Origin of the sequence: Halorubrum halophilum (assembly GCF_000739595.1) — an archaeon.
Classification (GTDB): domain Archaea; phylum Halobacteriota; class Halobacteria; order Halobacteriales; family Haloferacaceae; genus Halorubrum; species Halorubrum halophilum.
The window spans coordinates 144663-171188 of sequence record NZ_BBJP01000081.1 but is presented as its reverse complement, the minus strand read 5'-3'; the positions used below and the strand labels follow the sequence as shown (position 1 = coordinate 171188).

Below are 26526 nucleotides of genomic sequence, written 5' to 3'. Positions count from 1 at the left end.
GTCTATCTCCCTTATGAACCCGGTTCCGAAACGACATCACCCCGATCGTCTCGGTGTGTGTATAATGTGTATAAGGACAATTGATGGCGTTGGTGTCGTGCGATTTTACGGATCGTCGGTCGAACACCGAGGCCTTGTCGGGCGGGCTGTTTTTGCAACCGGCACAAGTGTTAAGTTCTCGACCGTGTTTTCGTCAGTCGATGACAGACATCACGGAGGCTTCGTCGGACACCCCGGCGGATCGAGTTCTTCCAGGGCACGATAGCTTCTAACATCGATATCGGTCCTGTACGGATCTTCGACACGACGTTACGAGACGGTGAACAGTCACCACGTACGTCGTTCAGTTACGACGAGAAACGCCGCATAGCGGCGACGCTGGACGACATGAACACCCACGTCATCGAGGCGGGGTTCCCGGTCAACTCGGACGCGGAGTTCGAGGCAGTGAGCGACATCGCCGCCGCGACGGACACCACCGTCTGCGGGCTGGCGCGGGTCGTCGAGGGCGACATCGACGCCGCCATCGACTCCGGCGTCGAGATGGTCCACGTGTTCGTCTCCACCAGCGACGTACAGCTGGAGGATTCGATGCACGCGACCCGACAAGAGGCGAAACAGCGCGCCGTCGCCGCCGTCGAGCAGGTGAAAGACGCCGGCGTCGAGTGCATGTTCTCGCCGATGGACGCGACGCGGACCGACCCCGACTACCTGCGGGAGATCGTCGAGGCGGTCAGCGACGCGGGCACCGACTGGATCAACATCCCGGACACGTGCGGCGTGGCGATGCCGACCAGCTTCGGGAAGACGGTGAAGGCGGTCGTCGAGGCGACCGACGCCCGCGTCGACGTGCACACCCACGACGACTTCGGGATGGCCGCGGCGAACGCGGTCACCGGGTTCGAGAACGGCGCGGAGCAGGCGCAGGTGTCGGTCAACGGGATCGGCGAGCGCGCCGGCAACGCCGCCTACGAGGAAGTCGTGATGGCGGTCGAATCGGTGTACGGCGTCGACACCGGCATCGACACGACCCAGATCACCAAGCTGGCCCGGATCGTCGAGGAGGCCTCGGACATCCCGGTGCCGGCGAACAAGCCCGTCACCGGGCGGAACGCGTTCGCCCACGAGTCGGGCATCCACGCCGCGGGCGTCATCGAGAACGCCGACACGTTCGAGACCGGCGTGATGACCCCGGAGATGGTCGGCGCCGAACGCGAGTTCGTGCTCGGGAAACACACCGGCACCCACAGCGTGCGCAAGCACCTGGTGGAGGCCGGTTTCGACCCGAGCGACGGCGAGGTCCGGCGCATCACCAAGCGCGTCAAGGAGTACGGCTCCGGCAAGCGCCAGGTGACCGCCGGCGACGTCGAGCGGTTCGCCGAGGAGGCGGACGTCGACCGCGAGGAGGAGGTCCGGGTCTGATGGCCGCCTCCCTGCGCGGGGAGCCCGCCGAGCGACCGCCGTGCGGTCGCGCGGACGAGAGCGATCGCCCGACGCGATCCGCCGCTCGAAAACGGTCAGCTCTCCGGGACCGGTCCTCCGGTTTCGCTCCCCGACAGGGATTTATACCCCGGTCGCGTTGGTGGAAGCGAGATGCGACGGCACGCCGCAATCCCGACGACCGCCGACGTCGCCGGAGCCGTCGCGCCGATTATCGTAGGGGTCTAACCCCCTACACCACCCCTTCCTCACCGACGCCACGCATCGACGAACGCCGACGGGCGAGTCCGTTCTCGTCCGATGATCCGGCGTTCGGACCGACTGACTCTCACACCCGCGAGATGCACCACCGAACACCACCACGACAATGAGCGACACAGCAGCACAGCCACGAGACGAGGACGCAGAGGAGCCGGAGGATCCGCCGGACGCGGACGAGTCGGTCGCGGCCGAGACCGACGATCCGGGCGCCGACGACGGTCCCGTCGCGGGACCGGTGTCGACCGGCGCCGAGTCGGTCGTCGCCGCGCTGGAGGCCGCCGGCGCGGAGACCGCCTTCGGCGTGCAGGGCGGCGCGATCATGCCCGTCTACGACGCGCTGTACGACTCCTCGATCCGCCACGTGACGATGGCCCACGAGCAGGGGGCATCCCACGCCGCCGACGCCTACGGCGTCGTCGCCGGCGAGCCGGGACTCTGCCTGGCGACCTCGGGTCCGGGCGCGACGAACCTCGTCACCGGCATCGCCGACGCCGACATGGACTCCGACGCGATGTTGGCGCTGACCGGGCAGGTTCCCACCGAGTTCGTCGGCAACGACGCGTTCCAGGAGACTGACACGGTCGGCGTCACCCGCCCGATCACGAAGCACAACTACTTCGCGCACGGCGCCGACACCGTCGGCGACACCGTCGGCGAGGCGTTCGAGCTGTCGCGCGCGGGGCGTCCCGGGCCGACGCTCGTCGACCTGCCGAAGGACGTGACGCAGGCCGAGACGGACGAGACGCCCGAGCCGGCGACGCCGCCGGCCGGCACCGATCCCGACCCGAACGCCGACTCGGACGCGGTCGAGGAGGCCGCCCGCGCCATCGAGGAGGCCGAGCGACCCGTGTGCCTGTTCGGCGGCGGCGTCATCAAGGCGGACGCGAGCGACGCCGCGCGCACCTTCGCGCGGACGTACGGCATCCCGGTGACGACGACGATGCCGGGGATCGGCTCGTTCCCCGAGGACGACGACCTCTGCCTCTCGTGGGCGGGGATGCACGGCACCGGCTACGCCAACATGGCGATCACCCACACCGACTGCCTGATCGCGGTCGGCACCCGGTTCGACGACCGGCTGACGGGCGGGATAGACACGTTCGCGCCGGAGGCCGAGGTCGTCCACGTCGACATCGACCCGGCCGAGATCTCGAAGAACGTGTACGCCGACTACCCGCTGATCGGTGACGCGGGGCGCGTCCTCGACCAGCTGACCGCCGCGGTCCGCGAGGCGCCCGACGCCGAGGCGTGGCGCGAGCGCTGCGACGAGTGGAAAGAAACGTACCCGCTCACGTACGCGACGCCCGAGGACGAGCCGCTGAAGCCGCAGTTCGTCGTCGAGGCGTTCGACGAGGCGACCGACGACGACACCATCGTCACCACGGGCGTCGGCCAACACCAGATGTGGGCCTCCCAGTTCTGGACGTACACGGAGCCCCGGACGTGGGTCTCCTCGCACGGGCTGGGGACGATGGGGTACGGCGTGCCAGCCGCGGTCGGCGCGCGCGTCGCGGCCGACACGATGGGCGAGGAGGACCGCGACGTGGTGTGCTTCGACGGCGACGGCTCCTTCCTGATGACGATGCAGGAGCTGTCGGTGGCCGTCCGCGAAGACCTCGACGTCACCATCGCCGTGCTCAACAACGAGTACATCGGGATGGTGCGCCAGTGGCAGGACGCCTTCTACGAGGGCCGCCACATGGCCTCCGACTACACGTGGATGCCCGAGTTCGACAAGCTCGCCGAGGCGTTCGGCGCCTTAGGCCTCCGCGTCGACGACTACGACGAGGTCGCGCCCGCGGTCGAGGAGGCCCTCGACTACGACGGGCCGGCCGTGATCGACTTCCACGTCGATCCCGAGGAGAACGTCCTCCCGATGGTGCCGAGCGGCGGTGCGAACGGCAAGTTCGCGGCCGTGGAGGACCAGCTATGAGCGGCGAGTCGTCCGACTCCCAGCCGGGTGAAGACCCGATCGACACCCGACCCGCGACCGACGGCGGCTCCGCCTCGGACGCCGGCTCCGGCTCCGACGCTACCCCCGCCGCCGACCAGCCCGGTCCCGAGGAGCGCGACCACCCCGAGGGGCGACGGAACCTCGAAGGGATCCGCATCGACCCCGTCGTCGAGGCCGAACACGAGTCGCGACGCGCCGTCATCTCCGCGCTCGTCGAGGACGAACCCGGAGTGCTCGCGCGCGTCTCCGGGCTCGTCTCCCGCCGGCAGTTCAACATCGAGAGCCTCACCGTCGGTCCGACGACCGTCGACGGCCACTCGCGGATCACCATGGTCGTCGAGGAGACGGACCCCGGCATCGACCAGATCGAAAAGCAGATGGCGAAGCTGAAGCCGGTCATCTCCGTCGGCGAGGTCGCCGGCGACGCCGTCACCTCGGAGCTCGTCCTGTTGAAGGTGCAGGCGGACGACCCCGCCGCGGTCCACGCGGTCTCCGAGATGTACGACGGCCGGACGGTCGACGCCGGCCCGGAGACGATCACCGTCGAGCTCACCGGCGACAACGCCAGCATCGACAACGCGATAGGCGCCTTCGAGCGGTTCGGCATCGTCGAGATCGCGCGGACCGGGCCGACCGCCCTCGCCCGCGGCGACACGCCGACGGCGCCCGGAGAGAAACCCGGAACGGCCGGCGAACCGACCACGCACGACGACTGACACGCGAACCTACACGCGAACTCACACGATACACATGACCGAAGACGACACGCAGACGTTCAACTCGACAGTATACTACGACGAAGACGCCGACGAGGAGGCGATCGCCCACGAGACCGTGGCCGTGCTCGGCTACGGCTCGCAGGGCCACGCGCACGCGCAGAACCTCTCCGAGAGCGGAGTCGACGTGATCGTCGGCCTCCGCGAGGACAGCTCCTCCCGCAGCGCCGCCGAGAGCGACGGGCTCCGCGTGGAGACCCCCGCGGACGCGGCCGCCGAGGCCGACATCGTGAGCGTGCTCGTGCCCGACACGGTCCAGCCGGACGTGTACGAGAACGCCGTTGAGCCGAACCTGGACGCGGGCGACACGCTCCAGTTCGCGCACGGGTTCAATATCCACTACAACCAGATCCAGCCGCCCGAGGACGTCGACGTGACGATGGTCGCGCCGAAGTCGCCGGGCCACCTCGTGCGCCGCAACTACGAGAATGACGAGGGAACGCCCGGTCTGCTGGCGGTGTACCAGGACGCGACCGGCGACGCCCACGACCAGGGGCTCGCGTACGCGGCCGCGATCGGCTGCACCCGCGCCGGCGTCGTCGAGACGTCGTTCCGCGAGGAGACCGAGACCGACCTGTTCGGCGAGCAGGCCGTCCTCTGCGGCGGCGTCACGTCGCTCGTGAAACAGGGGTACGAGACGCTCGTCGACGCCGGCTACTCCCCGGAGATGGCGTACTTCGAGTGTCTCAACGAGCTGAAGCTCATCGTCGATCTGATGTACGAGGACGGGCTCGGCGGCATGTGGGACTCCGTCTCCGACACCGCCGAGTACGGCGGGCTCACGCAGGGCGACGTGATCGTCGACGAGCACGCCCGCGAGAACATGGAGGAAGTGCTTGAGAAGGTCCAGAACGGCGAGTTCGCCCGCGAGTGGATCGCCGAGAACCAGGCGGGGCGACCCTCCTACACGCAGCTCCGGACCGCCGAGAAGAACCACGAGATCGAGGCCGTCGGTGAGGAACTGCGCGGGCTGTTCGCGTGGCAGGACGAGGAAGAAGACGAGGAAGAGAGCGCCGAGGTGACCGCCTGATGGGAGTATGCGGCGACGCGAACCGACCCTGTGAGACCACGCAGTCGACGCGATCCACGCGCCACGCGGGTGAGTCCCGATGAGCGAGGGGACGCTGTACGACAAGGTGTGGGACCGGCACACGGTGACGCGACTGCCCACCGGACAGGACCAGCTGTTCGTCGGGCTCCACCTCGTCCACGAGGTCACCAGCCCACAGGCGTTCGGCATGTTGAAGGAACGCGGACAGGAGGTCGCGTTCCCGAAGCGCACGCACGCGACGGTCGATCACATCGTGCCGACCGGCAACCGCGACCGGCCCTACCGCGACGAGGCCGCCGAGAGCATGATGGCGGAGTTAGAGGAGAACGTCCGTGGCTCCGGCATCGAGTTCTCCGACCCGGACTCCGGGAACCAGGGGATCGTCCACGTCATCGGGCCGGAGCAGGGGCTCACCCAGCCGGGCATGACGATCGTCTGCGGCGACTCGCACACGTCGACGCACGGCGCGTTCGGCGCGCTGGCGTTCGGGATCGGCACCTCGCAGATCCGCGACGTGCTGGCGACCGGCTGCGTCGCGATGGAGAAACAGAAGGTCCGCAAGATCGAGGTCACGGGCGAGCTCGGCGAGGGCGTCACCGCGAAGGACGTCATCCTCACGATCATCGGGAAGCTCGGGACCGACGGCGGCGTCGGCCACGTGTACGAGTACGCCGGCGAGGCCATCGAGAGCCTCGGGATGGAGGGACGGATGTCCATCTGTAACATGTCGATCGAGGGCGGCGCCCGCGCGGGATACGTCAACCCCGACGAGACCACCTACGAGTGGCTCAAGCAGACGGACGCCTTCGCCGACGACCCCGAGGAGTTCGAGCGGCTGAAACCCTACTGGGAGTCGATCCGGACCGACGAGGACGCCGAGTACGACGACGTGGTCACCATCGACGGCTCGGCGATCGAGCCGACCGTGACGTGGGGGACCACGCCCGGCCAGACCGCGGGTATCACCGAGCCGATCCCGGACCCAGACGATCTGCCCGAGGAGGACCGCGACACGGCGCGGCGCGCGCAGAAGCACATGCGCGTCGAGCCCGGCGACACGATGGAGGGGTACGACATCGACGTGGCGTTCCTCGGCTCGTGTACCAACGCGCGGCTGAAGGACCTCCGCGAGGCCGCGGCGTTCGTCGAGGGCCGCGAGGTCGACGACGACGTGCGCGCGATGGTCGTCCCCGGCAGCCAGCGCGTCCGCGACGCCGCCGAGGCCGAGGGGATCGACGAGGTGTTCAAGGACGCCGGCTTCGACTGGCGCGAGCCCGGCTGTTCGATGTGTCTCGGCATGAACGACGACCAGCTGGTGGGCGACGAGGCGAGCGCCTCCTCTTCGAACCGGAACTTCGTCGGCCGACAGGGCTCGAAGGACGGGCGCACCGTGCTGATGAGTCCGATCATGGTCGCGGCCGCGGCGGTGACCGGCGAGGTCACCGACGTCCGCGAGATGGAGGAGGTGGCGACCGTATGAGCTCGCCCGAGTTCAGCGACGGCGAGGCGCCGGCCGAGAAGGTCACCGAGGTCTCCGGCACCGGGATTCCGGTTCGGGGCAACGACATCGACACCGACCAGATCATCCCGGCGCGGTTCATGAAGGTCGTCACCTTCGACGGGCTGGGCCAGTTCTCGTTCTTCGACCAGCGGTTCGACGACGACGACAACGAGAAGGACCACCCGTTCAACGAGGAGAAATACCGCGGCGCGAACGTGCTGGTCGTCAACGCCAACTTCGGCTGCGGCTCGTCGCGCGAGCACGCCCCGCAGGCGCTGATGCGCTGGGGGATCGACGCCGTCGTCGGCGAGTCGTTCGCGGAGATCTTCGCGGGCAACTGCCTCGCGCTCGGCGTTCCCACGGTCACGGCCGATCAGGAGGAGATCGAGGCGCTCCAGGACTACGTCGAGACCAACCCCGACGCCGAGGTCGACATCGACGTGGCCGCCGAGACGATCACTTACGGCGACACCGTGATCGACGCAACGGTCCACGACGCCCAGCGGAAGGCGCTCGTCGAGGGCGTCTGGGACACCACGGCGCTGATGGGCGCGAACGAGGGCGCGGTCCGTGAGACGGCCCGGTCGCTGCCGTACGTTCCGGATGACCACATCCCGGAGGACGAGGCGTGAGCCACGAGGTCGTCGTCATCGAGGGCGACGGGATCGGCCGCGAGGTCGTCCCGGCCGCGGTCGAGGTGCTGGAAGCGCTCCCCGTCGACTTCGAGTTCGTCAAGGCCGAGGCCGGCGACGCGGTGCAGGAGGCGACAGGCGAGGCGCTCCCCGCGGAGACGTACGATCTTGCGGCCGACGCGGACGCGACGCTGTTCGGCGCGGCCGGCGAGACGGCCGCCGATGTCATCCTTCCGCTGCGCGAGGCGGTCGACTCGTTCGTCAACGTCCGGCCCGCCAAGGCCTATCCCGGCGTCGACGCGGTCCGACCGGAGACCGACGTGGTCTTCCTGCGCGAGAACACCGAGGGCGTCTACGCCGGTCACGAGGACCGGCTCTCCGACGACCTCTCGACGCTGACGCGGGTCGTCACCTCCTCGGCCTCTCGCGAGCTGGCCGAGTACGCCTGCGAGTTCGTCGAGGACGGTCGCGGGCCGGCCGGAGACTCCGACGAGGGGTTCACGGTCGCGCACAAGGCGAACGTGATGCGCGAGACGGACGGACGCTTCCGCGAGGAGGTACTCGCGGTCGCCGAGGAGCGCGGCGTCGACGCCGACGAGGAGCTGATGGACGCGTTCGCGACGAAGCTCCCGCTCGACCCGAGCCAGTACGGCGTGATCGTCTGTCCGAACCTCGCCGGCGACGTGCTCTCCGACCTCGCCGCCGGGCTCGTCGGCGGGCTCGGCCTGTTGCCCTCGGCGAACGTTGGCCACGACAACGCGCTGTTCGAGCCGGTCCACGGCACCGCGCCCGACATCGCGGGCGAGGGGATCGCGAACCCGACCGCGGCGATCCTCTCGGCCGCCATGCTGCTGGAGTACCTCGGCCACGTCGAGGAGGGACAGCAGGTGCGCGACGCGGTGGAGGGCGTGCTCTCCGACGGCCCGCGCACCGGCGACCTCGGCGGCGGCGCGACGACCGACGAGGTCACCGCCGCAGTTCTCGACCGGCTGTAGGCGGCGAGCGCCGCCTCCGATGCGCGTCGGACCCCGCGGTCCTTCGCCGTGCGAGCGAGAGCCGTGACCGCGGGCAAACCACAAGAAAGGAAACCCTGCGGCCCCTCGGTTCGGCTATGAGCAACTACGAAGTCGCGATGGAAGCAGCCTGGTTGGTCCGTGATGTCGAGGAGACCGACGACGCCATCGGCGTCGCGGTCAGCGAAGCCGGCAAGCGACTCAACGAGACGGACAAGCAGTACGTCGAGGTCGAGCCCGGCCTCACCGGCTGTCCGGCCTGTGGGGAGCCGTTCGACGCCGCGTTCCTCGCCGCGAACACCGCTCTCGTCGGGCTTCTCTTGGAGATCGACATCTTCAACGCCGACAGCGAGGAGCACGCCGAGCGGATCGCGAAAAGCGAGGTCGGCGGCGCGCTCCGCGACGTTCCCCTCGAGGTCATCGAGGTCATCGAGACCGAGGGCGACGAGGAAGACGACCGCGACGACGAGTAGGGCTCCGCGATCGGCGCGATCGATGCGACCGACGTGACTCTCGCCGCGATGTCGGTCGTTGCCGAAACCTTTTCTAATAACCTCGAGTTATCTAGCATATGGAACTCCCGACGCCACAGGACCTCCGCGAGCGGCGGACGACGCTGGAGCTGACGCAGAGCGAACTCGCCGATGCCGCGGACGTCTCGCAGCCGCTCATCGCGCGGATCGAGGGCGGCGACGTCGACCCGCGGCTCTCGACGCTCCGGCGGATCGTAAACGCGCTTCAGGAGGCAGAGGGCCAGGTCGTCCGCGCGAGCGACCTGATGAACGAGACGGTGATCAGCGTCGCGCCCGACGATGCGGTGCGCGAGGCGGTCGACCTGATGGAGGAGGAGGCGTACTCGCAGCTGCCGGTGCTACAGAACGGCGTGCCCGTCGGCTCGATCAGTCAGGGCGACGTGGTTCACGCCGGCGAAAACGTCGGTGACCACCCGGTCAGCGAGGTGATGAGCGAATCGTTCCCCACCGTCGCGACGGGGGCGACCGTCGACGAGGTCCGGAACCTTCTCGACCACTACAAGGCGGTGATGGTGACCGACGGCGGGGAGACGGTCGGGATCATCACCGAGGCGGACATCGCCGCGCATCTGTCGTAGAACGGTCCGCGTCGCGTGCGGCACTCGCCGGGACGATCGGTGCCCCTCAAACGAAGCGGTTCGTCACCCGTCCCGTCGCTCCGAGAGGCGCTCCCAGATCTCCGTGCAGCCGGCGCCGTCCTCGATGTCGTCGAGGTGGCCCGTGCCGTCGTCGGATTCGGTGTCCGCCTCTCCTTCCGCGTCCGCGTCGTCCCCCCGTCGGTCGACTTCTATCCCGTCTCCTTCGTCGTCGGTCGCTTGGACATCGACGTGCTCGGTCATCGTTCCTCCGGGGTATCGCCGAAGAGTTCGGGCGCCACGTCCGCGGACGCGTGCTGTCGGTACTCGCCGTCTTGGACCCGTCTGACGGGGGGATCGCCGGTGGAGTCGGGAACCGTCTCGGTCATCACACAGGCGTACGCGGGGACGAGGCATAAGTACCGACACACCTGTAAATCGAACCACCACTCTCGGATACCGGATTTCCTGTCCGGTAGTCCGGAGGCCGATTTCACCTCGTACCACGGCGCAGTCGGTCAGTTTTCTGATCTCACGGCGTCACCGAAACTGTCGCCGATTGCGACCACCGTCACGTATTGGGTCGTCGCGGGCGAACTGGGGGTGTGACCACTCGTCTGCGTGTCCTCGACGACGGGGCGTGGATCTCCGTCAACGACGCCCGAGAAGTGCGTGTCAGCGAACTGTGGCGGCTCGACGCGCCGGATCTGTGCGAGTGCACACTCACCGATCTGGTCGTCGAGAACTTCCAAACGGTCGGCGTCGACGGCTCGACGGTGGAGGCGCGAGTGTACGGCCAGTGTATCGCGTGTGGGGAGACGGGAATCACCGACTGGGTCCCGATCGGGCGGGTACGCGGGGGCGAGTTCACCGAACTCGACCGCGGAGCGGTCCGCCGCGTGCGGCGCGAAGCGTAGCGGCAATATATGCCTCATTGATGGGGCACCGGGGAACGTTGACTCGACGCGGCCGCCTATATGGGTGTCTGGTGTAAACCGGATCGATGCCAACGGACGTCGAAAACTGGAAATCGGAGGTCTACGGGAACGAGATCCGTGACCACCTGTTCGAGTTCGCCGAGCAGGGGTTCGACTCGATCCCGGACGACGAGCGGGACGCGTGGTTCGAGCGCTTCAAGTGGTGGGGCCTGTACCACCAGCGGAACGGACAGGAGGGGTACTTCATGATGCGGATCGGGACGCCGAACGGCGTGCTCGAACCGGGACAGCTCCGAACCGTCGGCGAGATAGCCGACGAGTACGCCCGTGGCCCCGGGACGAACCCGATCTTCGGCGACGCGTACGCCGACTTCACCACCCGACAGTCGATCCAGCTCCACTGGATCGAGCTGTCGGACGTGCCGGCGATCTTCGAGAAGCTGGAGGAAAACGGTCTCTCGACCCAGCAGGCCTGCGGGGACTCCTGGCGGAACATCGTCGGGAACCCCGTGGCCGGCAAGGACGCGCAGGAAGTCATCGACGCGTGGCCCGTCATCCGCGAACTCAACGAGACGTTCAAGGGGAACGACGACCACTCGAACCTCCCGCGGAAGTGGAAGGTGTCCGTGACCGGCTCCGCCGACGGTTCGGGCCAGGGCGACATCAACGACCTCGCCTTCGAGCCCGCGTACAAGGAGGTTGACGGCGAGGAGGTCGTCGGGTTCAACGTCCGCGTCGGCGGCGGCCTCTCACGCAACGAGCCGCGGCTCGCCCGCGACATCGACGTCTGGGTCTCGCCGGAGCGCGTCTCCGACGTGGCCGGCGGGCTCTCGGCGCTGTTCCGTGACAACGGCGACCGCGAGGACCGATACAACGCCCGGATCAAGTTCCTCGTCGACGAGTGGGGAGCCGAGAAGGTTCGAGACACCCTTCAGGAGGAGTACGTCGACTTCGAGCTACACACCGCCGGCCGCGACGTTCGCGAGGAGTACACGTACAACACCGGTGCGGGCGAGCGGAACGACCTCGTCGGGATCCACGACCAGAAGGACGGGACGAACTTCGTCGGCCTGAACGTCCTCGTCGGGCGGATGGGTGCCGAAGACGTCCTCGAACTCGCTGACGTCGCCGACGAGTACGGCTCCGGAGAGGTGCGCCTCTCCCAGCGCCAGAACGTCATCGTGACCGACGTGCCGGACGACGAGCTCGATAACCTGCTCGACGAACCGATCTTGGAGCACTACTCGCCGTCGCCGTCGCCGTTCATGCGGGGCTCCGTCGCGTGTACCGGCACCGAGTACTGCTCGCTGTCGATCGTCGAGACGAAGAACCGGCAGGTCCGGTACGCCCGCTGGCTCAAGGAGAACGTCGAACTCCCCGAGGACCTTGACCAGTTCCACATCCACCTATCCGGGTGTACAGCCTCGTGCGCGCAGCCGCAGATCGCCGACGTGAGCCTGCGCGGGATGAAGACCCGCAAGGACGGGGACCCGGTCGAGGCGCTCGACGTGGGGCTCGGCGGCGGGCTCGGCGAGAACCCGCAGTTCGCCCGGTGGGTCACCCAGCGCGTGCCCGTCGACGAGGTACCCGGTGCGATCGCGAATCTGGTCGAGAGCTTCGCGGACGAGCGCGACGAGGGCGAGTCGTTCCGGGCGTTCGTCGCCCGCCACGACGAGGACGAACTCGACGCCTTCGTCGACCCCGAGGAGACCGATTACGAGGACCCGATGATGCACAACACGAAGCGCACTTGGTACCCGTACGCCGAGAACGACTCGATGGAGGACGCGCCGTCGCCGCCGGCGGACGACTGAGATGTCGGACCGCCTCCTCCGCGTGAACGCCTACACGACGCTCGACCTCGTCGACGGCCGCGCCCGCGGCCACGAGTTCGAGGCGGATGCGCCCGGCGTGGTGAACGTCACCGCGCCCCGTGAGGACCCCGAACAGGTCACGCTGGAGATCGAACTCGACAACACCGCGATCGACGACCTCACCGCCCACGCCGACGAGATCGACCTCTCGCCCGCGCAGGCAAGAACGCTGGCCGAGGCGCTGGAGTCGACCGCGGATCGCGTCGAAGCCGCACAGAACGGCGACGACGACTCTTTATAAATGAACGATGCGGTGGCGCGTGCCGACGAGCGGCCATCGGCCGCGAGTCGCCCGTGCGAGGGAGTCGGCCGGCCGGAGCGAAGCGGAGGGCGGCCGACGAGGCTGGGGAGGCGTGAGGCTGCGGTGCCGTGCGGTCGGGTGGGATTCAAACGGGCAGCCGCGAGGACGCCGCAGGCGACGTAAGCACCGCAGCGACGGAGCGAACGGAGTGAGCGACGAGTGAGGAGCGCAGCGAGCGTGCGGCGTCCTCGCGGCTGGGGCTTTGGAGGTGTTTATCGTCGATCCGTCAGCAGCTACTTATAATCGAGCGGCTGGAGCTTTGGAGGTGTTCACCGTCGATTCCGCATCGATGATTTATAAATGAGCGAAGGCTTTGGAAGTGCTCGCCGTCGAGCCGAAGTTACATATTTATAAGCGATCGAGAGCGCTATCGACAGTGACCACTTATAAATCTAATCCGCGAATCACGACGCTCCCCTCGTCGTCGTCGCCCTCCTCAACCCGCCCGATCACGCGCCCGTCCGTCTCGTCGACCAGCGATTCGGCGTCATCAGAGTCGACCGCCGCGACGAAGCCGGTCCCCATGTTGAACGTCCGGTGCATCTCCTCGTCGGAGACGCCCCCCTCCGACTGCACGAACTCGAAGACCGGCTGGGGGTCGAAGGCGTCCTCGACGACGTAGCGATTCGCGCCGAGCCGCGTCAGGTTGGTCCACCCGCCGCCGGTGACGTGGGCCGCGCCGTGCACGCCGTGCTCGCGCATCGGGTCGAGCAGGTCGGTGTAGATCCGGGTCGGCTCCAGTAAGGCCTCGCCGACCGTCTCGTACCCCTCGAACGGGCACGGGTCGGTGTACGCGTGCTCGCGGGTCGCCGCCTCGCGCGCGAGCGTGAGCCCGTTCGAGTGGATCCCCGACGACTCCCACCCGACCAGCGCGTCGCCCGGCCGCGCCTCGCCGTCGAAGACGGCGTCCTTCGCGGCGAGGCCGGCGCAGGTGCCGGCCAGATCGAGCCCGCGGATCACGTCGGGCATCACTGCGGTCTCGCCGCCGACGAGTTCCATGTCGGCGAGTTCGGCGCCGCGCGCGAGTCCTTCGCCGACCTGCTCGGCGAACCGCTCGTCCGGCTCGTCGACCGCGAGGTAGTCGACGAACGCGACCGGTCTGACGCCGGCGGCGACGAGGTCGTTGACGTTCATCGCGATGCAGTCGATCCCGACGGTCGAGTAGTCGCCGAGCGCCTCGGCGACGAGGAGCTTCGTCCCGACGCCGTCGGTCGCCAGCGCGAGGTAGCGGTCGCCGATGTCGAGCAGGCCGGCGTAGTCGCCCTCACCCTCGCCGACCGCGCCGATCAGCGCCGCGGTCGCCGCCTCGCTGGCGTCGATGTCGACGCCGGCGTCGGCGTAGGTGAGTTCGTCGTCTCCGGACGCGCCGTCGTTGCTCCCGTCTCCGCCGCCGTCGCCCTCGGTCATGTGTGTCGAGGGACGCCCGCGGAGCAAAAGCGCACCGTTCCCACCGAGCGACCGGGCCGTCTGCGACGGATCGCCTGCCCGACTCAGAACGGTCCGCCGAAGCCAAGCCCGCCGACGAACACGAGCGCGACCGTGAGCACCACGGAGAGAGCGAAGGACGCGGCCCACACGCCCTTGCTCCACCCCATGACGGTCTTCCCGTCGAGGGGGCCGTACGGGATCAGGTTGAACGCCGCGAGGAAGACGTTGATCGCGATCCCGCGGGAGCCGATCAGGGTGATCACCGGGCTCCCGACGACCGGCCCGAGCAGGAGCGCCGGCAGGAACGCGAGCGTGAGCAGGAGGTTGACGACCGGGCCCGCCAGCGCGATGTGCCCGTGTTCCTTCGGCGTCAGCCGGCCGCGGTGGTGGACCGCCCCGGGCGCGGCGAAGATGAACCCCAAGAGGGAGCTCATCACGGCAATGAACAGCATACCGTTGTCCGCGCGGAACTCGGCGACCTGATCGTAGTGAACCGCGACGACCTTGTGGGCGATCTCGTGGAGGAGGAACGCGACGCCCGCGGTGAGCAGGCCGACGAGCAGCGGCGGGACGACCCCCGCAGCGAGCAGCCGATCGAAGCCGGCGGTGCCGTTCACGAAGAAGAGCGTGAACGCGACGCCGAGCGCGAGCCACGCGACCAGCAGGTCGCGGATCTCGGTCCCGCTGAAGTAGAGGCCGGCGATCCGGCGACCCTGAGGGGCTCCGCTCATGCGTTCACCCCGGCGAGGGACCCGTTCATGCTCCCCCCGTGATCAGATTTCTGAGGAACTCTGCGCCGGTCCGTGCGCCCTCGATCATGAGCCGCCCCACCTCGTCGACGCCGCCCACGTCGCCGAACATCGCGGGAATGACGTACACCGCGAACAGGAAGCTCGCGACGATGCTGCCGATGTTCGTCATCGCGACCACGACGATGAGCTTGAACAGGGGCACGTCGAGCATCGACGAGACCAGATCCGACGGCGACAGCGTCTCGTCGGAGAGCAGGTCGTTGAGCCGCCCGATGTCGCCGACGTTCACCGTGAGACTCCGAAGCTCGACGTAGCCGGTGAACCAGCCGGGCGCGAGCACGGGGTTGATCGAGGTCATCCACGCGACCGCGCCGCCGACGCCGGCGGAGGTCCAGCGCGCGCCCGCGAGCTTCGCGAACGCGAACGCGAACGCGCCGTTGATCAGGAACCACGCGCCGAACAGCCGGAAGAGGAACGCGTTCTCCACGCCGGCAAGCGCGAGCAGGACGAAGAATCCGACGAAGCCGACGGTGATCGCGTAGCCAATCGCCTTCTTCCACGGGAGCCCGCGCCCGCGCTCCTTCCCGACGAGGTCCTCCATCGGCGGGAGCGACGCGGGGTCTGTGAGGTACCCCTCGATCCCCGCGCGGTGACCCGCGCCGACGACCGCGACCACGTCGTAGCCGGCGTCGCGGAGTGCGACGAGCCGGTGGGCGATGAAGGCGTCGCGCTCGTCGATGAGCGCCTCCGCGCCGCCCGGGGAGAACTGCCGGAACTCCTCCATCATCATTGTCACCACGTCGGTGTCGGTCAGGTCCTCCATCCCCAGTTCCTCGATCCCGCCGTGTTCGGGCTCGCCGCCGTCCCTCCCGACGACGCCCATCGCGAGCGACGCGAGCACGCCGAGGGTCAGCCCGAGGGAGATACCGAGACCGAGGCTCCCGATCGCCGTCACGGCGAACCCGCCGAGGTACGTCGCGACGACCCCGTCGAGTGCGCCGACAGCGGCGGCGGCGATCCCAGCTGTGACACCCAGCCCCGCCGCGGCGAAGAGGCGCCCGTCGGGCGAGAGCGCGACTTTTCCGACCTGATCGACGACGATCGCGACGCCGACCGCCGCGAGTACACCGCCGGTGACGCTCGTCAGTATCGCGTCGGTGACGCCGACGCTTCCCCCGAAGAGGCCGATGACGGGCCCGGCGAGGATCCCGACGAACAGCCCGACCAGCACCCCGACCACGCGGGAGTCGGTGACGCCGAACGCGAGTCCCCCGACCATCCGAAGCTTCTCCGTGACCGTCATCCGAGCCCAGAAGCGCTGGATCGTCGTCTGGATGTCCCGGTCGACTAACGCCACGTCGATGCCGAGCCCCTCGGCGACGTCGATGGCGGCCCGCATGTCAGCGCCGGGCTCGATGTCGAAGCGGTCGCCGAGCTGCGTCTGGACGTACGACAGCATCCAGTACGCGAGGAACTGGAAGACGGTGTTGCCCCGAAGCAGGTCGCCCGCGTCGAGGTCGTCGGGGCTCTCGCCGTTCATCTGGCGGTACCGCCCCTCGTCGAGTTCGACGGCGACCACGTCGGGCCGCTCGCGCTCGATCGTCTCCTCGACCTCGTCGACCGACTGTTCGGAGACGTGCGCGGTGCCGACCACGGTCACCGAGCCGTCTCCGTCTCCGTCGCCGCCGTCGGAGGGCGCTCCGACCGCGCCGCTCGCAGGGGTGGCCTCGCCGTCGGATCCCCCTGGCGTCTCTGTCATTGCCACGACGTACTCCGTCGCCGCGTTTAGGGTTTGTGAGTCGGTGAGCGCGCGTCGCTCCCTCGCCGATCCAACAAATTTGTATTCTCACGGGTCACAGAGGGTGGTATGTCGCGGCTGCTGCCCTCCCTCCCCGACGCGACCCCCGAGGACCGCGAGCCCCGGGTGGTCGGCGTCGACGACGACGACGCGGACGAGCTCATCGCCGCGCTCGGCTCCGAGACGGCGCGCGAGATTCTCACCCGACTCCACGACGAGCCGGCGACCAAGTCGGAGCTCGCCGACGCCGTCGACACCTCGCTCCAGAACGTCCAGTACCACCTCTCGAAGCTCGACGGCGCCGACCTCGTCGACGTGGTCGACACGACCTACTCCGAGAAGGGCCGAGAGATGGACGTGTACGCGGCCGCGGACGAGCCGCTCGTATTGTTCGCCGGCGACTCGGAGGCGTCGCGCGGGATCAAGTCTGCCCTGATGCGGCTGCTCGGCGGCTACGGGATCATCGGGCTGGCGGCGGTCGCGGCCCAACGGGTCCTCTCGGTATCGGGACCGACCGCCCGCGTGACGACGACCACGGGTGGCGGAGACGGCGGTGACACCGCGACCGAAGACGCCGCGGACGGGCCCTCTATCGAGACTGCTCCCGAGACCGACGGGGGCGCGGGCGGGGGAGGAGGCGGAGAGATCGACGGCACCGTCGAGTACGTCGTCGACCCATTGGCGGAGTACGCCGTCTCGCTTATCGAGCCCGGGATCGTCTTCTTCCTCGGCGCCGCGCTCGTGTTTACGATCGGCTGGGCGTACTGGTACTGGAGCGGTCGCTGACGGCGGTGGGCCGTCCGAGCGCGGCGCCTGCGCGTAGCGATCGCGTGGGACAGCTATTCATGCCGCCGCCGCCACGATCCGGTATGGAACACGAAGCCGAGGTCGTCGGGGTCGGAGCGGGCTCCGCACCCGGCGGCGACGTGCCGGCGGTCATCCTGTCCGCGCGCGGCGAGTACGTCCCGATCTTCGTCAGCGCCGATCAGGCGCAGTCGATCGGAATGGCGCTCGAGGGCGAACCGTTCGACCGTCCGCTGACGCACGACCTCCTCGTCGACATCCTCACCGAATTCGGGGGCGCGATCGACCGAGTCCGGGTCGACGACCTCCGAGACGGCACCTTCTACGCGAAGGTCGACGCGGAGCGGTACGAGGACGGCGAGCCGGAGCGGTTCGTCTTCGACGCGCGTCCCTCCGACGCGCTCGCGCTCGCGGTCCGGATCGACTGTCCGATCGTCGTCTCCGACGAGGTGATCGACGAGGCGGGTCGCTCGCAGGACTCGGTCCAGTTCGACGACGGCCCGCAAGAGGGGAGCTGAGACTCGTCTCGTTCGCCGTCCGCCGCCCACTGTCTGCCACCCGTCGCCCGTCGCCAGTCAGGGAGTTCAAGTCGCCCGCTACCCCACCGACGACATGGACGAGACGGCGACGGTCGCGGAGTCGTACACCGAGATGACCGAACTGCTGTTGCCGAACGACACGAACAACCTCGGACGAGCGCTCGGGGGCGCGGTCCTCCACTGGATGGACATCTGCGGCGCCATCGCCGGGATGCGCTTCTCGAACAGACAGGTCGTCACCGCCTCGATGGACCACGTCGACTTCATCTCCTCCATCGAGATGGGCGAGGTCGCCGTCATCGAGGGGTACGTGTTCAACGTGGGGACCACGAGCCTCGACGTGAAGGTCGACGTGCGCGCGGAGAACCCCCGAACCGACGAAGAGCGCCGCACGACCACCTCCTACTTCACGTTCGTCGCGCTCGACGACGAGGGGAACCCGGCGAGCGTTCCGGATCTAACCGCCCCGACGCCCGAGGAGGAGGCGCTGCGCGACGAGGCGATCGAGGGGCGCCGCGAACAGCTCACCGACATCGTCGACCGGTACGACCTCTAGTCGACGAGCGGAGCGACGGGCGACCCCGACGGCTCACCGGGTCGCGCTCGCGTCGCCGACCGCGCCGTCGACCCCCTCCGCCGATCCGGCGACCACGTCGACCGAGCCGCCGGTCCCTGTGACCGCGTCCTCGTGCGCCTCGCGGACCACCGCGGCGAACTCGTCGAGCGATCCGCCCTCGCCGGCCGCGGCGAGGTGGCTCCCGCAGTCGCAGTCGGACGCCCCGAAGCCGTCGACCGGGCCGGCCGGGAGACGATCGGCGACCTCGCACTCCGCGTCGGCGCCGACGCTCCGAACGACGCGGTCGATCCGGGCGTCGGGGTGCCCGAGCAGGTGGTCGACGTGCCAGTGGCGCACGTCGTGCTCGCCGCGAGCGGTCCGGCGGTGGCGGTCGACGCGGGAGAACCCCCCAGTGCCGAGCGCGCTGCCGGTGTAGGCGTACGTCCCCGCTTCGAACCGGTGCTCGCCGAGTGCACCGACCTCGACCGTCGCCGGGGCCGCGAGTTCGACGAGAAGGGTGTAGGTGCCTCCGTTCGGGCGGTCCGAACCCGCTCCTTCTCTGCCCCCGCTCACGACAGCGCCTCCGGCGGGTCGCTCGCAGCGGGGCGGAGGTCGCCGACGAGTTCCCCCGCGTCGTCGGTCAGATCGTAGATGTCGTGCACGTCGGCGGGGTCGCGGCCGCGACCGGACAGCGTTCCGACGACGCCGGCGATCCGGTCGTAGTTGTCGCGAACGAGCCCGCCGACGATTCCGGGCGTACCGGCGCGCTCGGCCAGCTCCTCGGCCGCCGAGCGACCGGCGTACACCCGTCCCTCGCCGGGGTCGACGAGCACCATCGCGAACGGGCGCGAGCCGAACTGCGCGTCGAGGAACGGGCCGACGGGGTCGGCCTCCCACGGCACCGCGACGACGCCCTCCAGCCGCCGGAGCGCGACGGCCGCCACCGAGCAGTACGGGCAGTCGCCGTCGAAGATCAGCACCGGCGCGTCCGGGTCGGTGTCCATGCTTTCGAGTACGCGCTCCGGCGGTTTAAGCGGTCGGCTGCGGGGGATACAGTGTAAAAGGAATCAGTCGGTCGTCAGGTCGCGGCGGACAGTTAGTGCGAGTGGCCGAGCGCGTCTTCGAGCGACTGCCCGAAGCGTTCCTCGAACAGCTCCGCGGCGGTGTCGTTCATCTCCGCGATGTCGTCGGGCACCTCGCCCTCGCTGTGGTGGGCGATGACGTGGGCCTGCTGGGCCATCGCCTGCACCACGACGTCGCTGACGACGCGGGTCGGCTCCTCGCCCTGCTGGCTGAGCACGTCGACGAGGCCGGCGGGCAGTTCGAAGGACTCCTCGTTACCGTCGGGGTCGGTGACCGTGTAGGTCTCGGTGTCTCCCATACCCGTCGGACGGGAGCCGTACATAAGGGTCTGTGGAAACCGGTCGCGGTCAGCTATAGTGCCTTCACGAGGATCGAGATCTTCTCTCACCCGTGCGCCGAGATTGCCTTCACCGAGAAGCCGGAGCGGACGATGCTCGCGAGGTACACCGCGATGGCCGTCACGACGATCGATCCCCCGGAGGGGAGCCCGAGGCCGATCGAGACGGCGAAGCCGCCGATCACCGACAGCTGGCCGAAGATCACCGAGAGGTACACCGTCTCGCGGAAGCTCCGGGCGATCTGGGAGGCGGCCGCGACGGGGACGACCAACATCGCGGCGACGAGGATGACGCCGAGCACCTGCATCGCGCCGACGACGACGACCGCGGTCAACACCACGAGCAGGGTGTTGTAGCCGGTGACGTTGAGCTGCGCGACCCGCGCGGCCTGCTCGTCGAAGGTGATGAACAGGAGCTGTTTGTACGTCAGCGCCACGCCCGCGACGACGATCAGCGAGAGCATCCCCATCAGCCGCGCTCCCTCCGGCGTGACGACCGCGAGGTTCCCGAACAGGTACCCCTCGATGTTGACGCCGGTGAGCCCGTCGCCGTAGCTGATGATCAGCGTGCCGACCGCGAAGCTCCCGCTGAGCATGATTGCAATCGGCACGTCGCCGTAGGCGTCGGTGCGCTCGGTGAGCCACTGGACCACGAGCGCGCCGACGATGCCGACCGCGAGCGCGACGAGTAGCAGCGAGCCGTTCCAGCCGGTCGAAGAGGTGACGAGGATACCGATCGCCACCCCGGCGAACGCGGTGTGTGCGAGCGTCTCGCCGATAAGCGCCATCTCGCGGTGGACGAGGAAGGAGCCGACGAGCGGGGCGACGACCCCGACGAGCACCCCGACCGCCATCGACTGCCACATGATCGGGTGCCTGAACACGTTCGTCCCGAACGCGGCGTCCATCCCGCGCCCGAACGACCGGAACGCGGCGTACAGGTCGCTCGCCACCGGGAGGTCCTGCGCCCAGTAGAGGAGGACGAACCCGAGCATGGCGACCGCGACGACGCCAGTGACCCCGATCCCGGCGAGTTCCGCGGTCCGGCGGAGTCCCCGATCGGGCCGAGACGGGTCGCCGTCGTCCGCAGGCGTTTCCCCGCTCATCAGTGGTGGTGGTGGACGACCTGTCCGGCGGTGCCGTACGCCTCCGCGAGGGCGTCGCTCTCAATGAACGACTCGGTGTCCCCGTGGTGGTACAGCTCGGTGTTGATACAGGCGATGCGGTTCGCGCGGTCGGTGACGACGCCGATGTCGTGCTCGATGAGGATGATGGTGATTCCCTCGTCGTTGAGCTCATCGAGGAGGGCGTAGAAGGCGTCGCGCGACTCGGCGTCGACGCCGACCGTCGGCTCGTCAAGCGCGAGCAGGTCCGCGTCGCTCGCGAGGGCTCGCGCGATGTACGCTCGCTGCTTCTGTCCGCCCGACAGCTCTGAGACGAGCCGGTCGGCGAGCTCGCCGATGCCGACCGTCTCGATCGCGCCGGCGACGGCGGCGCGGTCGGCCTGAGAGAGCCGCCCTCGCCCGGCGTGCGCGAACCGACCCATGGTGACGCACTCGCGGACGGTGACCGGCATTGCGCCGCCTCGGCTCGTCGCCTTCTGCGAGACGTAGCCGATTCGGCCGCCGTCGTCGAACTCCTCGACCGGCCGGCCGAACAGCTCGACGGACCCCTCGTCGGGCTCGTGGAGCCCGAGCATGAGGTGAAGCAGGGTAGTCTTGCCGGAGCCGTTCGGCCCGACGAGCCCGAGGAAGTCGCCTTCCTCGACCGTCAGGGAGACGTCTCTCACGGCGACGGTGTCGCCGTAGGCGAACGTCACTCCGTCGAGGTCGACGATTTCGGTCACTGCGTGTGTTCGATCTGGGTCGTCCGGACGTTTAGCTCTTTTAGTCCGTCGCCGCGCCGTCGCCGGCTCGCTGACCGAGCGGTCGATCGAGCCGGCGTCCGCACCGCTCACTGCGCCCCGAACGCCCGCTCGAAGGCGGGGACGTTGACCTCGGTCATCTGTTCGAGGTAACCGTACCCGTCGTCGTTCCACTCGCGGGTCGTCCCGCCGGCGGGCGTGACGGGAAGCGCCTCGGTGGCGTCGCTGTTCTCGACGATCGACTCGGCGAGGGTGGGTGACTCGAAGCGGTCGTACAGCACCGCGTCGATCCCCTCCGCGTTCACGAGCTCGATCGTGTCGGCGATCTCGCTCTGCGTCGGCTCGTTCTGCGGCGAGACGCCGACCGGGGAGTGGAGCCGGAAGCCGTAGCGCGCCTCCAGGTACTGGAAGGAGTTGTGGCCAGCCATGACCGCCACGTCACGCGCGGCCTCGTCGGCGATCGACTCGAAGGCGGCGTCGACCGCCTCGAGTTCCTCGGCGTACGCGGCCGCGTTGTCGGCGTAGGCGTCGGCGTTGTCCGGGTCCGCCTCGCCGAGCCCCGACGCGATGGTGTCGACGATGTCCGCGGCGAACACCGGATCGACCCAGACGTGCGGGTCGTGCCGCCCGCCGTCGTGTTCCTCGTCCTCGTGGCTCTGGTTCTCCCCGTCGTCGTGACCGGTTTCTCCGCCGTCACTCTCGTGCGAGTGGTTCCAGTCGAGCAGATCCTCTTCGAGCCCGGCGAGCCCGTCGATCACCGCGACCGTGTCGTAGTCGCTCTCCAGCGTCTCGGCCAGGTCCTGCGCCCACGAGAACTCCGGGTTGTCGAGGTAGACGAACGCGTCCGTCGAAGCCACGTCCGCGGCGAGGTTCCCGTCGGGCGTCCACCCGTGGCCGAGCTGTCCCACGTCGACCGGGTCCTCGAAGCTCGCGTGGTCGCCGGCGACCCGATTCGCCCAGTCGCTGAGGGTGAAGAAGGCCGCGTAACCCGCGTCGAACTCCCCGGAGTCTCCGGAGTCACCGGTCGCGGCGTCTGAACAGCCGGCCAGCGATGTCGCCGTTCCCGCAGCTGCGAGCCCCGCGCCGCGCCGCAACACCGACCGCCGTGAGTGAGTCATACCGATCGATACCGCTGATTAACAGAAAAAGATTGTTATTTCACAACTTCATATTAATAATTCGTGCCGGGGAGAGCACCCTCACTTAACAACTCGACGCCGGTGTTCGGACGCGGACGGCTCCGCTCACTCGGTGAGGTCGACGACTGTCGCGTCCGCGAGGTCCGCGAGCGTCTCCGGGTCGATCTGGAACAGCGCGCTCGGCGTCCCCGCCGCGCCGTGAACCGTGTCGTACTCGGTGAGCGTCGGGTCGAGAACGGTCGGGAGCGCGGCGTCGTGACAGATCGGCGGGACGCCGCCGATGCTCCAGCCGACGACCTCGCGGATCCGCTCGGGGTCCGCCATCGAGGCCGAGGTCGCGCCGAACCGCTCCGCGACCGCGTCGAGGTCGAGCCGGTTCGCGCCGCTCGTGATCGCCGCGACGAGTCGGTCCTCGTCGGCGTCGGCCGCTTCGTCGACTCCGGCCTCCCAGCCCGAGACCGACACCACGATGGTGGAGGCGATCGCTGCGGTGTCGCAGCCGACGGCGTCGGCGGCCGCGGCCGCGGTCTCCGTCCCCGCGTCGAACTCCAGCACATCGAGGTCGATACCGTGTCGGTCTTGCGCCCGTTCCGCGAACTCCGCCGCGCGTTCGTGCATGACGAGACAGAGGCCCGCGACCGCGTATGAAGCTCTCGGCCGCGGCACGTATGGCGGTCGGGGGGGAGGGCGGGGACGCGGGTGGGCCCTCGCCGCGCGCCGACTTACCGCGTTCGAAGCTCGTCTTTGTCTTTGATCACGCGGGCGTCGCCCTCGCCCGACGTGACCTCGTTGACAAGGTCGTACAGGTCGTTCTGGAGCCCGGCGGGGAAGGTGAGTACGCCGACCCACGATCCGTCGTTCTGCCACTCCTCGCGCTCCAGATCGCCGAATTCGCGGATCTGGGCCTGTCCGGAGCCTGCGTAGTCGGCCGGGAGCTGGACCGCCATCGTCACCTCCTCGAACCGGATCGGGATGACGGGCCGGAGCGCCTCCAGCGCGTCGTCGACCTGGTTCTCGACCGGCTCCATCGGGTCGACCTGAAAGCCCGCCTCTTCGAGCGCGCGCTCGATGCGCTCGGGCGGATGCGGCGAGTCGTCCATCTGCGGGTTCACCGCGTTGCGCGTGATGGTGGTGACGAGCTGGTTGTGCTTGCGTTCCATCATCTCCTCGCGCTGCTCGGCGGTGATCTGGATCTCCCCGCGCTCGACGACTTGGGGGATGATCTCCAGCGCGTCGGTCGTGTCGAACACGGTCTCTAAGTCCTCCTCGGCCGGGCGATCGCCCCGCGACGCGTTCTCGAACACGTCTTCGGCGGCGATCACGTCTTCCAGGTCGCCCTCGAACTCGCCCCGCTTCATCGCGAGCGCGGCGTCGGGGTCGATCAGCACCTCGAACCGTTCGCCGTGCGACTCCAGTCGGGCCGTCACGGCCTCGTCGAGCGATATCATACCTCCCGCTACCACCCCTATGGTGAAAAAGCCTCCCGCGACGCGTCGCGAGTCCGACCGCCCCGTCGCGGTCCCTCACTCGCTCCGACCCCTTATCAGCCCCCCGTCGAGGGGCGCTCGTCCGTCCACTCGTCTCGACAGGCCTGCGAACAGAACTGTCGGTACACGGCGTCGTCGCCGTCGACCCACGTCACCGTCCGGCGGCCGGTGCCCAGCGCCGGCTCCCCACAGGTCGCACAGCGCGGCGCGGACTCCTCGTCGACGTCCTCCTCGAGGTCGGAAGTCGGATCTACCATACCCGTCCGTACGCCTCCGGACACTTGAACCCGCGAAGGGCGGCAGTTCTGGCCGTGCGATCCGACTTCACTGACTGGCGGGGCGACTACCGCCCTCCTCGACGTGTCGGCGCCCCCGTCGCCGTCCGGTCGACCCCGCGGTCCGCGAGGGATGTTCGACCGTAAGCTCCGCGTTCGCCGTCGGGTCGGCCAGCGTTCGCTCGCGGCCGTCCGGCCACCGAACGTCGGCCCGAATCGGGGTCGACCCGCCGAGCCCGAAATGCGCCACCGGCTCCGTCTGACAGAGGCAGCCGCCCCCGGCGTCGATCGTGTGCCGCTGGACGCCGTCGGCCGTTTCGAGCCGGACTACGGCCCCCCGAGCGGGCGCCCCGTGGCGCGTGGTCGGGCGGATTCGGATCCATCCGGCGGTCGCCGCGCTCGGGTCCTTATACACCGAAATCGGTTGGGCCGCGACCTCGCCGTGGACGACAACCAGTTCGAGGACGCCGTCGCCGTCGACGTCTGCCGCGACCGCGCCGGTCCCGAACCCGTCCGGCTCGGCCGCCGGGCCCGGATCGACCCGGTGCCACCGTCCGCTGTCGGTATCGTTCTCGCGAGCAAAGAGTCGGTTGGGCTCTCCCGAGGCGTTGAAGAACAGCTCCTCGCGCCCGTCGTTGTCGAAGTCGGCGGCGACGACGGTCCGGACGCGGCCGGTGTCGCGGAGCGCGGGCGGCGCGGCGTCGACGAACCCGCCGTCGGGCGCTCGCCGGAGGAGGCGGTTCGGCCCGCTCTCGTTTCCGACCGCGAAGGCGAACTGGCCCCCCTCGTCGACGAGGGCGGCCCCGCGCGTGTCGCCCGCCGGGTCCGAGAGTTCTGCGCCGCCGTCGGCGGCGTCGTAGTGGCCGCCGTCGTTCCGGAACAGCCGGTTCGGTCCACGTTCGACACCCGCGAACAGGTCGCCCTCGCCCGAGCAGTGCGGGACCGCGAGCAGCGACCGACAGCCGCCGTCGACCTCCAGGCCGACCGCGTCGGCCATGTCCGTGATCTCGCCGTCGTCGCCGATCTCGTAGAAGGAGAGCGGGCCGGCGTACCCGGAGACGGCGACGCCGTAGCGACCGGTCCCGAGGCGGTCGAGCGCGGCGACCGACCGCCCGGCGCGCACGGCGAGCCGGTCGGCGTTCACGTCGAGCGCGAACAGGTCGGTCCAGCGGTAGCGCTCCGATTCGAGCCGGTTTAAAAGGAGGTCCGGGTCGCCGCCGCCGTCGGCGCCCTTGGTGCAGTTGTGGACGTACACCTCCTCGCAGCCGTCGGCGTCGAGGTCGGCCGCGCACACGCCCATTCCGTGTCTGGTCCCGTCGGCGACGATGCCGCAGGCCGTGTCGACGAAGCGGTCGCCGTCGCGGGCGTACAGCCGGTTGGGCTCTCCGTAGCCCGCGACGAAGACGAGCGGTCCCTCCCGGCCGGGCGTCACCGCGACGCCGTACCCTCGAACCGGGTCGTCGTCCGCGACGAGGTCGGACCGCTCCGTGAACATGGCCGTCCGTCACCGCTCGGGGAATAAGAACTCACGGGTCCGCTCGGAGGAGACTTTATAAATGCGCTTTCGATGGAGCCCGGCCGGCGACGAGCGAGGGCGAAGGACCATCGGTCACTT

General features: G+C 69.1%; 30 protein-coding genes. 15 read left to right on the top strand and 15 right to left on the bottom strand.

Going from position 1 to position 26526, the window contains the following annotated elements:
- The first annotated feature begins 240 nt into the window (after positions 1–240).
- The 9 genes from ACP96_RS16825 to ACP96_RS16785 all read left to right on the top strand — a co-directional run bounded on the left by ACP96_RS16825 (position 241) and on the right by ACP96_RS16785 (position 9739).
- Positions 241–1422, top strand: a complete 1182-nt coding sequence (locus ACP96_RS16825) for a LeuA family protein (RefSeq protein WP_449272147.1) — start codon at positions 241–243, stop codon at positions 1420–1422.
- A 385-nt stretch (positions 1423–1807) separates the two neighbouring features.
- Positions 1808–3634, top strand: a complete 1827-nt coding sequence (gene ilvB, locus ACP96_RS16820) for a biosynthetic-type acetolactate synthase large subunit (protein WP_050034173.1) — start codon at positions 1808–1810, stop codon at positions 3632–3634.
- Positions 3631–4371, top strand: coding sequence for an acetolactate synthase small subunit (gene ilvN, locus ACP96_RS16815; RefSeq protein ID WP_050025523.1), 741 nt, complete (start codon positions 3631–3633; stop codon positions 4369–4371). Before ilvB ends, ilvN begins: the two co-directional genes overlap by 4 nt.
- A 34-nt stretch (positions 4372–4405) precedes the next feature.
- Entirely contained in the window at positions 4406–5461 is a 1056-nt protein-coding gene (gene ilvC, locus ACP96_RS16810; protein ID WP_050025521.1) for a ketol-acid reductoisomerase, read from the top strand.
- A 79-nt stretch (positions 5462–5540) separates the two neighbouring features.
- Positions 5541–6962, top strand: a complete 1422-nt coding sequence (gene leuC / locus ACP96_RS16805; protein WP_050034172.1) for a 3-isopropylmalate dehydratase large subunit — start codon at positions 5541–5543, stop codon at positions 6960–6962.
- The gene (leuD, locus tag ACP96_RS16800; RefSeq protein ID WP_050025519.1) at positions 6959–7615 is read left to right on the top strand and encodes a 3-isopropylmalate dehydratase small subunit; all 657 of its coding nucleotides are present in this window, start codon (positions 6959–6961) and stop codon (positions 7613–7615) included. Before leuC ends, leuD begins: the two co-directional genes overlap by 4 nt.
- A complete protein-coding gene (locus tag ACP96_RS16795) occupies positions 7612–8610 on the top strand; it encodes an isocitrate/isopropylmalate family dehydrogenase (RefSeq protein WP_050034171.1) in 999 nt (332 codons plus the stop codon). Before leuD ends, ACP96_RS16795 begins: the two co-directional genes overlap by 4 nt.
- 116 nt (positions 8611–8726) lie before the next feature.
- Positions 8727–9101, top strand: a complete 375-nt coding sequence (locus ACP96_RS16790; RefSeq protein WP_050034170.1) for a DUF555 domain-containing protein — start codon at positions 8727–8729, stop codon at positions 9099–9101.
- 98 nt (positions 9102–9199) lie between these two features.
- A complete protein-coding gene (locus ACP96_RS16785; protein WP_050025513.1) occupies positions 9200–9739 on the top strand; it encodes a CBS domain-containing protein in 540 nt (179 codons plus the stop codon).
- A gap of 63 nt (positions 9740–9802) precedes the next feature.
- On the opposite strand, the gene ACP96_RS16780 is transcribed toward ACP96_RS16785, so the two are convergent.
- Together ACP96_RS16780 and ACP96_RS19775 are read right to left on the bottom strand one after the other, a co-directional pair.
- Positions 9803–10000, bottom strand: coding sequence for a hypothetical protein (locus ACP96_RS16780; protein ID WP_050025511.1), 198 nt, complete (start codon positions 9998–10000; stop codon positions 9803–9805).
- A complete protein-coding gene (locus tag ACP96_RS19775; RefSeq protein WP_268762302.1) occupies positions 9997–10125 on the bottom strand; it encodes a hypothetical protein in 129 nt (42 codons plus the stop codon). The genes ACP96_RS16780 and ACP96_RS19775 overlap by 4 nt, the downstream gene beginning before the upstream one ends.
- 216 nt (positions 10126–10341) lie before the next feature.
- Here ACP96_RS19775 and ACP96_RS16775 point away from each other — a divergent pair, with 216 nt between their 5' ends.
- The 3 genes from ACP96_RS16775 (at position 10342) to ACP96_RS16765 (ending at position 12789) form a co-directional block, all read left to right on the top strand.
- On the top strand, positions 10342–10653 hold the full coding sequence (locus ACP96_RS16775) for a hypothetical protein (protein WP_202593982.1): 312 nt from the start codon (positions 10342–10344) through the stop codon (positions 10651–10653).
- Between the two features lie 86 nt (positions 10654–10739).
- A complete protein-coding gene (locus ACP96_RS16770; protein WP_050034169.1) occupies positions 10740–12488 on the top strand; it encodes a nitrite/sulfite reductase in 1749 nt (582 codons plus the stop codon).
- 1 nt (position 12489) lies between these two features.
- The gene (locus tag ACP96_RS16765) at positions 12490–12789 is read left to right on the top strand and encodes a DUF6360 family protein (RefSeq protein ID WP_050034168.1); all 300 of its coding nucleotides are present in this window, start codon (positions 12490–12492) and stop codon (positions 12787–12789) included.
- Between the two features lie 444 nt (positions 12790–13233).
- Here ACP96_RS16765 and purM read toward each other — a convergent pair whose 3' ends face one another.
- From purM to ACP96_RS16750, 3 genes are all read right to left on the bottom strand, one after another.
- Positions 13234–14256, bottom strand: coding sequence for a phosphoribosylformylglycinamidine cyclo-ligase (gene purM / locus ACP96_RS16760; protein ID WP_050025507.1), 1023 nt, complete (start codon positions 14254–14256; stop codon positions 13234–13236).
- An 83-nt stretch (positions 14257–14339) separates the two neighbouring features.
- The gene (locus ACP96_RS16755; protein ID WP_050025505.1) at positions 14340–15008 is read right to left on the bottom strand and encodes a Zn-dependent protease; all 669 of its coding nucleotides are present in this window, start codon (positions 15006–15008) and stop codon (positions 14340–14342) included.
- Positions 15009–15033: 25 nt separating this feature from the next.
- Positions 15034–16788, bottom strand: a complete 1755-nt coding sequence (locus ACP96_RS16750; protein WP_050034167.1) for a TraB/GumN family protein — start codon at positions 16786–16788, stop codon at positions 15034–15036.
- A 108-nt stretch (positions 16789–16896) separates the two neighbouring features.
- On the opposite strand from ACP96_RS16750, the gene ACP96_RS16745 reads away from it, so the two are divergent.
- From ACP96_RS16745 to ACP96_RS16735, 3 genes are all read left to right on the top strand, one after another.
- Positions 16897–17613: an ArsR/SmtB family transcription factor gene (locus ACP96_RS16745; RefSeq protein ID WP_050034166.1), complete on the top strand. Its 717-nt coding sequence runs from the start codon at positions 16897–16899 to the stop codon at positions 17611–17613.
- 83 nt (positions 17614–17696) lie between these two features.
- Positions 17697–18149: a bifunctional nuclease family protein gene (locus tag ACP96_RS16740; protein ID WP_050034165.1), complete on the top strand. Its 453-nt coding sequence runs from the start codon at positions 17697–17699 to the stop codon at positions 18147–18149.
- Between the two features lie 94 nt (positions 18150–18243).
- Positions 18244–18726, top strand: a complete 483-nt coding sequence (locus tag ACP96_RS16735; RefSeq protein WP_050034164.1) for an acyl-CoA thioesterase — start codon at positions 18244–18246, stop codon at positions 18724–18726.
- 33 nt (positions 18727–18759) lie between these two features.
- Here the strand turns inward: ACP96_RS16735 and ACP96_RS16730 are convergent, their stop codons facing one another.
- From ACP96_RS16730 to ACP96_RS16685, 10 genes are all read right to left on the bottom strand, one after another.
- Entirely contained in the window at positions 18760–19299 is a 540-nt protein-coding gene (locus ACP96_RS16730) for a GIY-YIG nuclease family protein (protein WP_050034163.1), read from the bottom strand.
- Entirely contained in the window at positions 19296–19730 is a 435-nt protein-coding gene (locus tag ACP96_RS16725; protein ID WP_050034162.1) for a hypothetical protein, read from the bottom strand. The genes ACP96_RS16730 and ACP96_RS16725 overlap by 4 nt, the downstream gene beginning before the upstream one ends.
- 92 nt (positions 19731–19822) lie before the next feature.
- Positions 19823–20107, bottom strand: coding sequence for a DUF7545 family protein (locus ACP96_RS16720; protein WP_008004266.1), 285 nt, complete (start codon positions 20105–20107; stop codon positions 19823–19825).
- 86 nt (positions 20108–20193) lie between these two features.
- The gene (locus tag ACP96_RS16715; RefSeq protein WP_050034161.1) at positions 20194–21252 is read right to left on the bottom strand and encodes a metal ABC transporter permease; all 1059 of its coding nucleotides are present in this window, start codon (positions 21250–21252) and stop codon (positions 20194–20196) included.
- Complete coding sequence (locus tag ACP96_RS16710) at positions 21252–21992, bottom strand: metal ABC transporter ATP-binding protein (protein WP_050034160.1); 741 nt, start codon at positions 21990–21992, stop codon at positions 21252–21254. Before ACP96_RS16710 ends, ACP96_RS16715 begins: the two co-directional genes overlap by 1 nt.
- Positions 21993–22099: 107 nt before the next feature.
- On the bottom strand, positions 22100–23128 hold the full coding sequence (locus tag ACP96_RS16705; protein ID WP_050034159.1) for a metal ABC transporter substrate-binding protein: 1029 nt from the start codon (positions 23126–23128) through the stop codon (positions 22100–22102).
- Between the two features lie 126 nt (positions 23129–23254).
- Positions 23255–23767: a YbaK/EbsC family protein gene (locus tag ACP96_RS16700; RefSeq protein ID WP_050034158.1), complete on the bottom strand. Its 513-nt coding sequence runs from the start codon at positions 23765–23767 to the stop codon at positions 23255–23257.
- Between the two features lie 104 nt (positions 23768–23871).
- Positions 23872–24597, bottom strand: a complete 726-nt coding sequence (locus ACP96_RS16695) for a ribosome assembly factor SBDS (RefSeq protein WP_050025490.1) — start codon at positions 24595–24597, stop codon at positions 23872–23874.
- A gap of 95 nt (positions 24598–24692) precedes the next feature.
- Positions 24693–24893, bottom strand: coding sequence for a DUF7576 family protein (locus ACP96_RS16690; protein ID WP_050025488.1), 201 nt, complete (start codon positions 24891–24893; stop codon positions 24693–24695).
- A gap of 67 nt (positions 24894–24960) precedes the next feature.
- Complete coding sequence (locus ACP96_RS16685) at positions 24961–26406, bottom strand: CRTAC1 family protein (protein ID WP_050034157.1); 1446 nt, start codon at positions 26404–26406, stop codon at positions 24961–24963.
- Between the last annotated feature and the right edge of the window lie 120 nt (positions 26407–26526).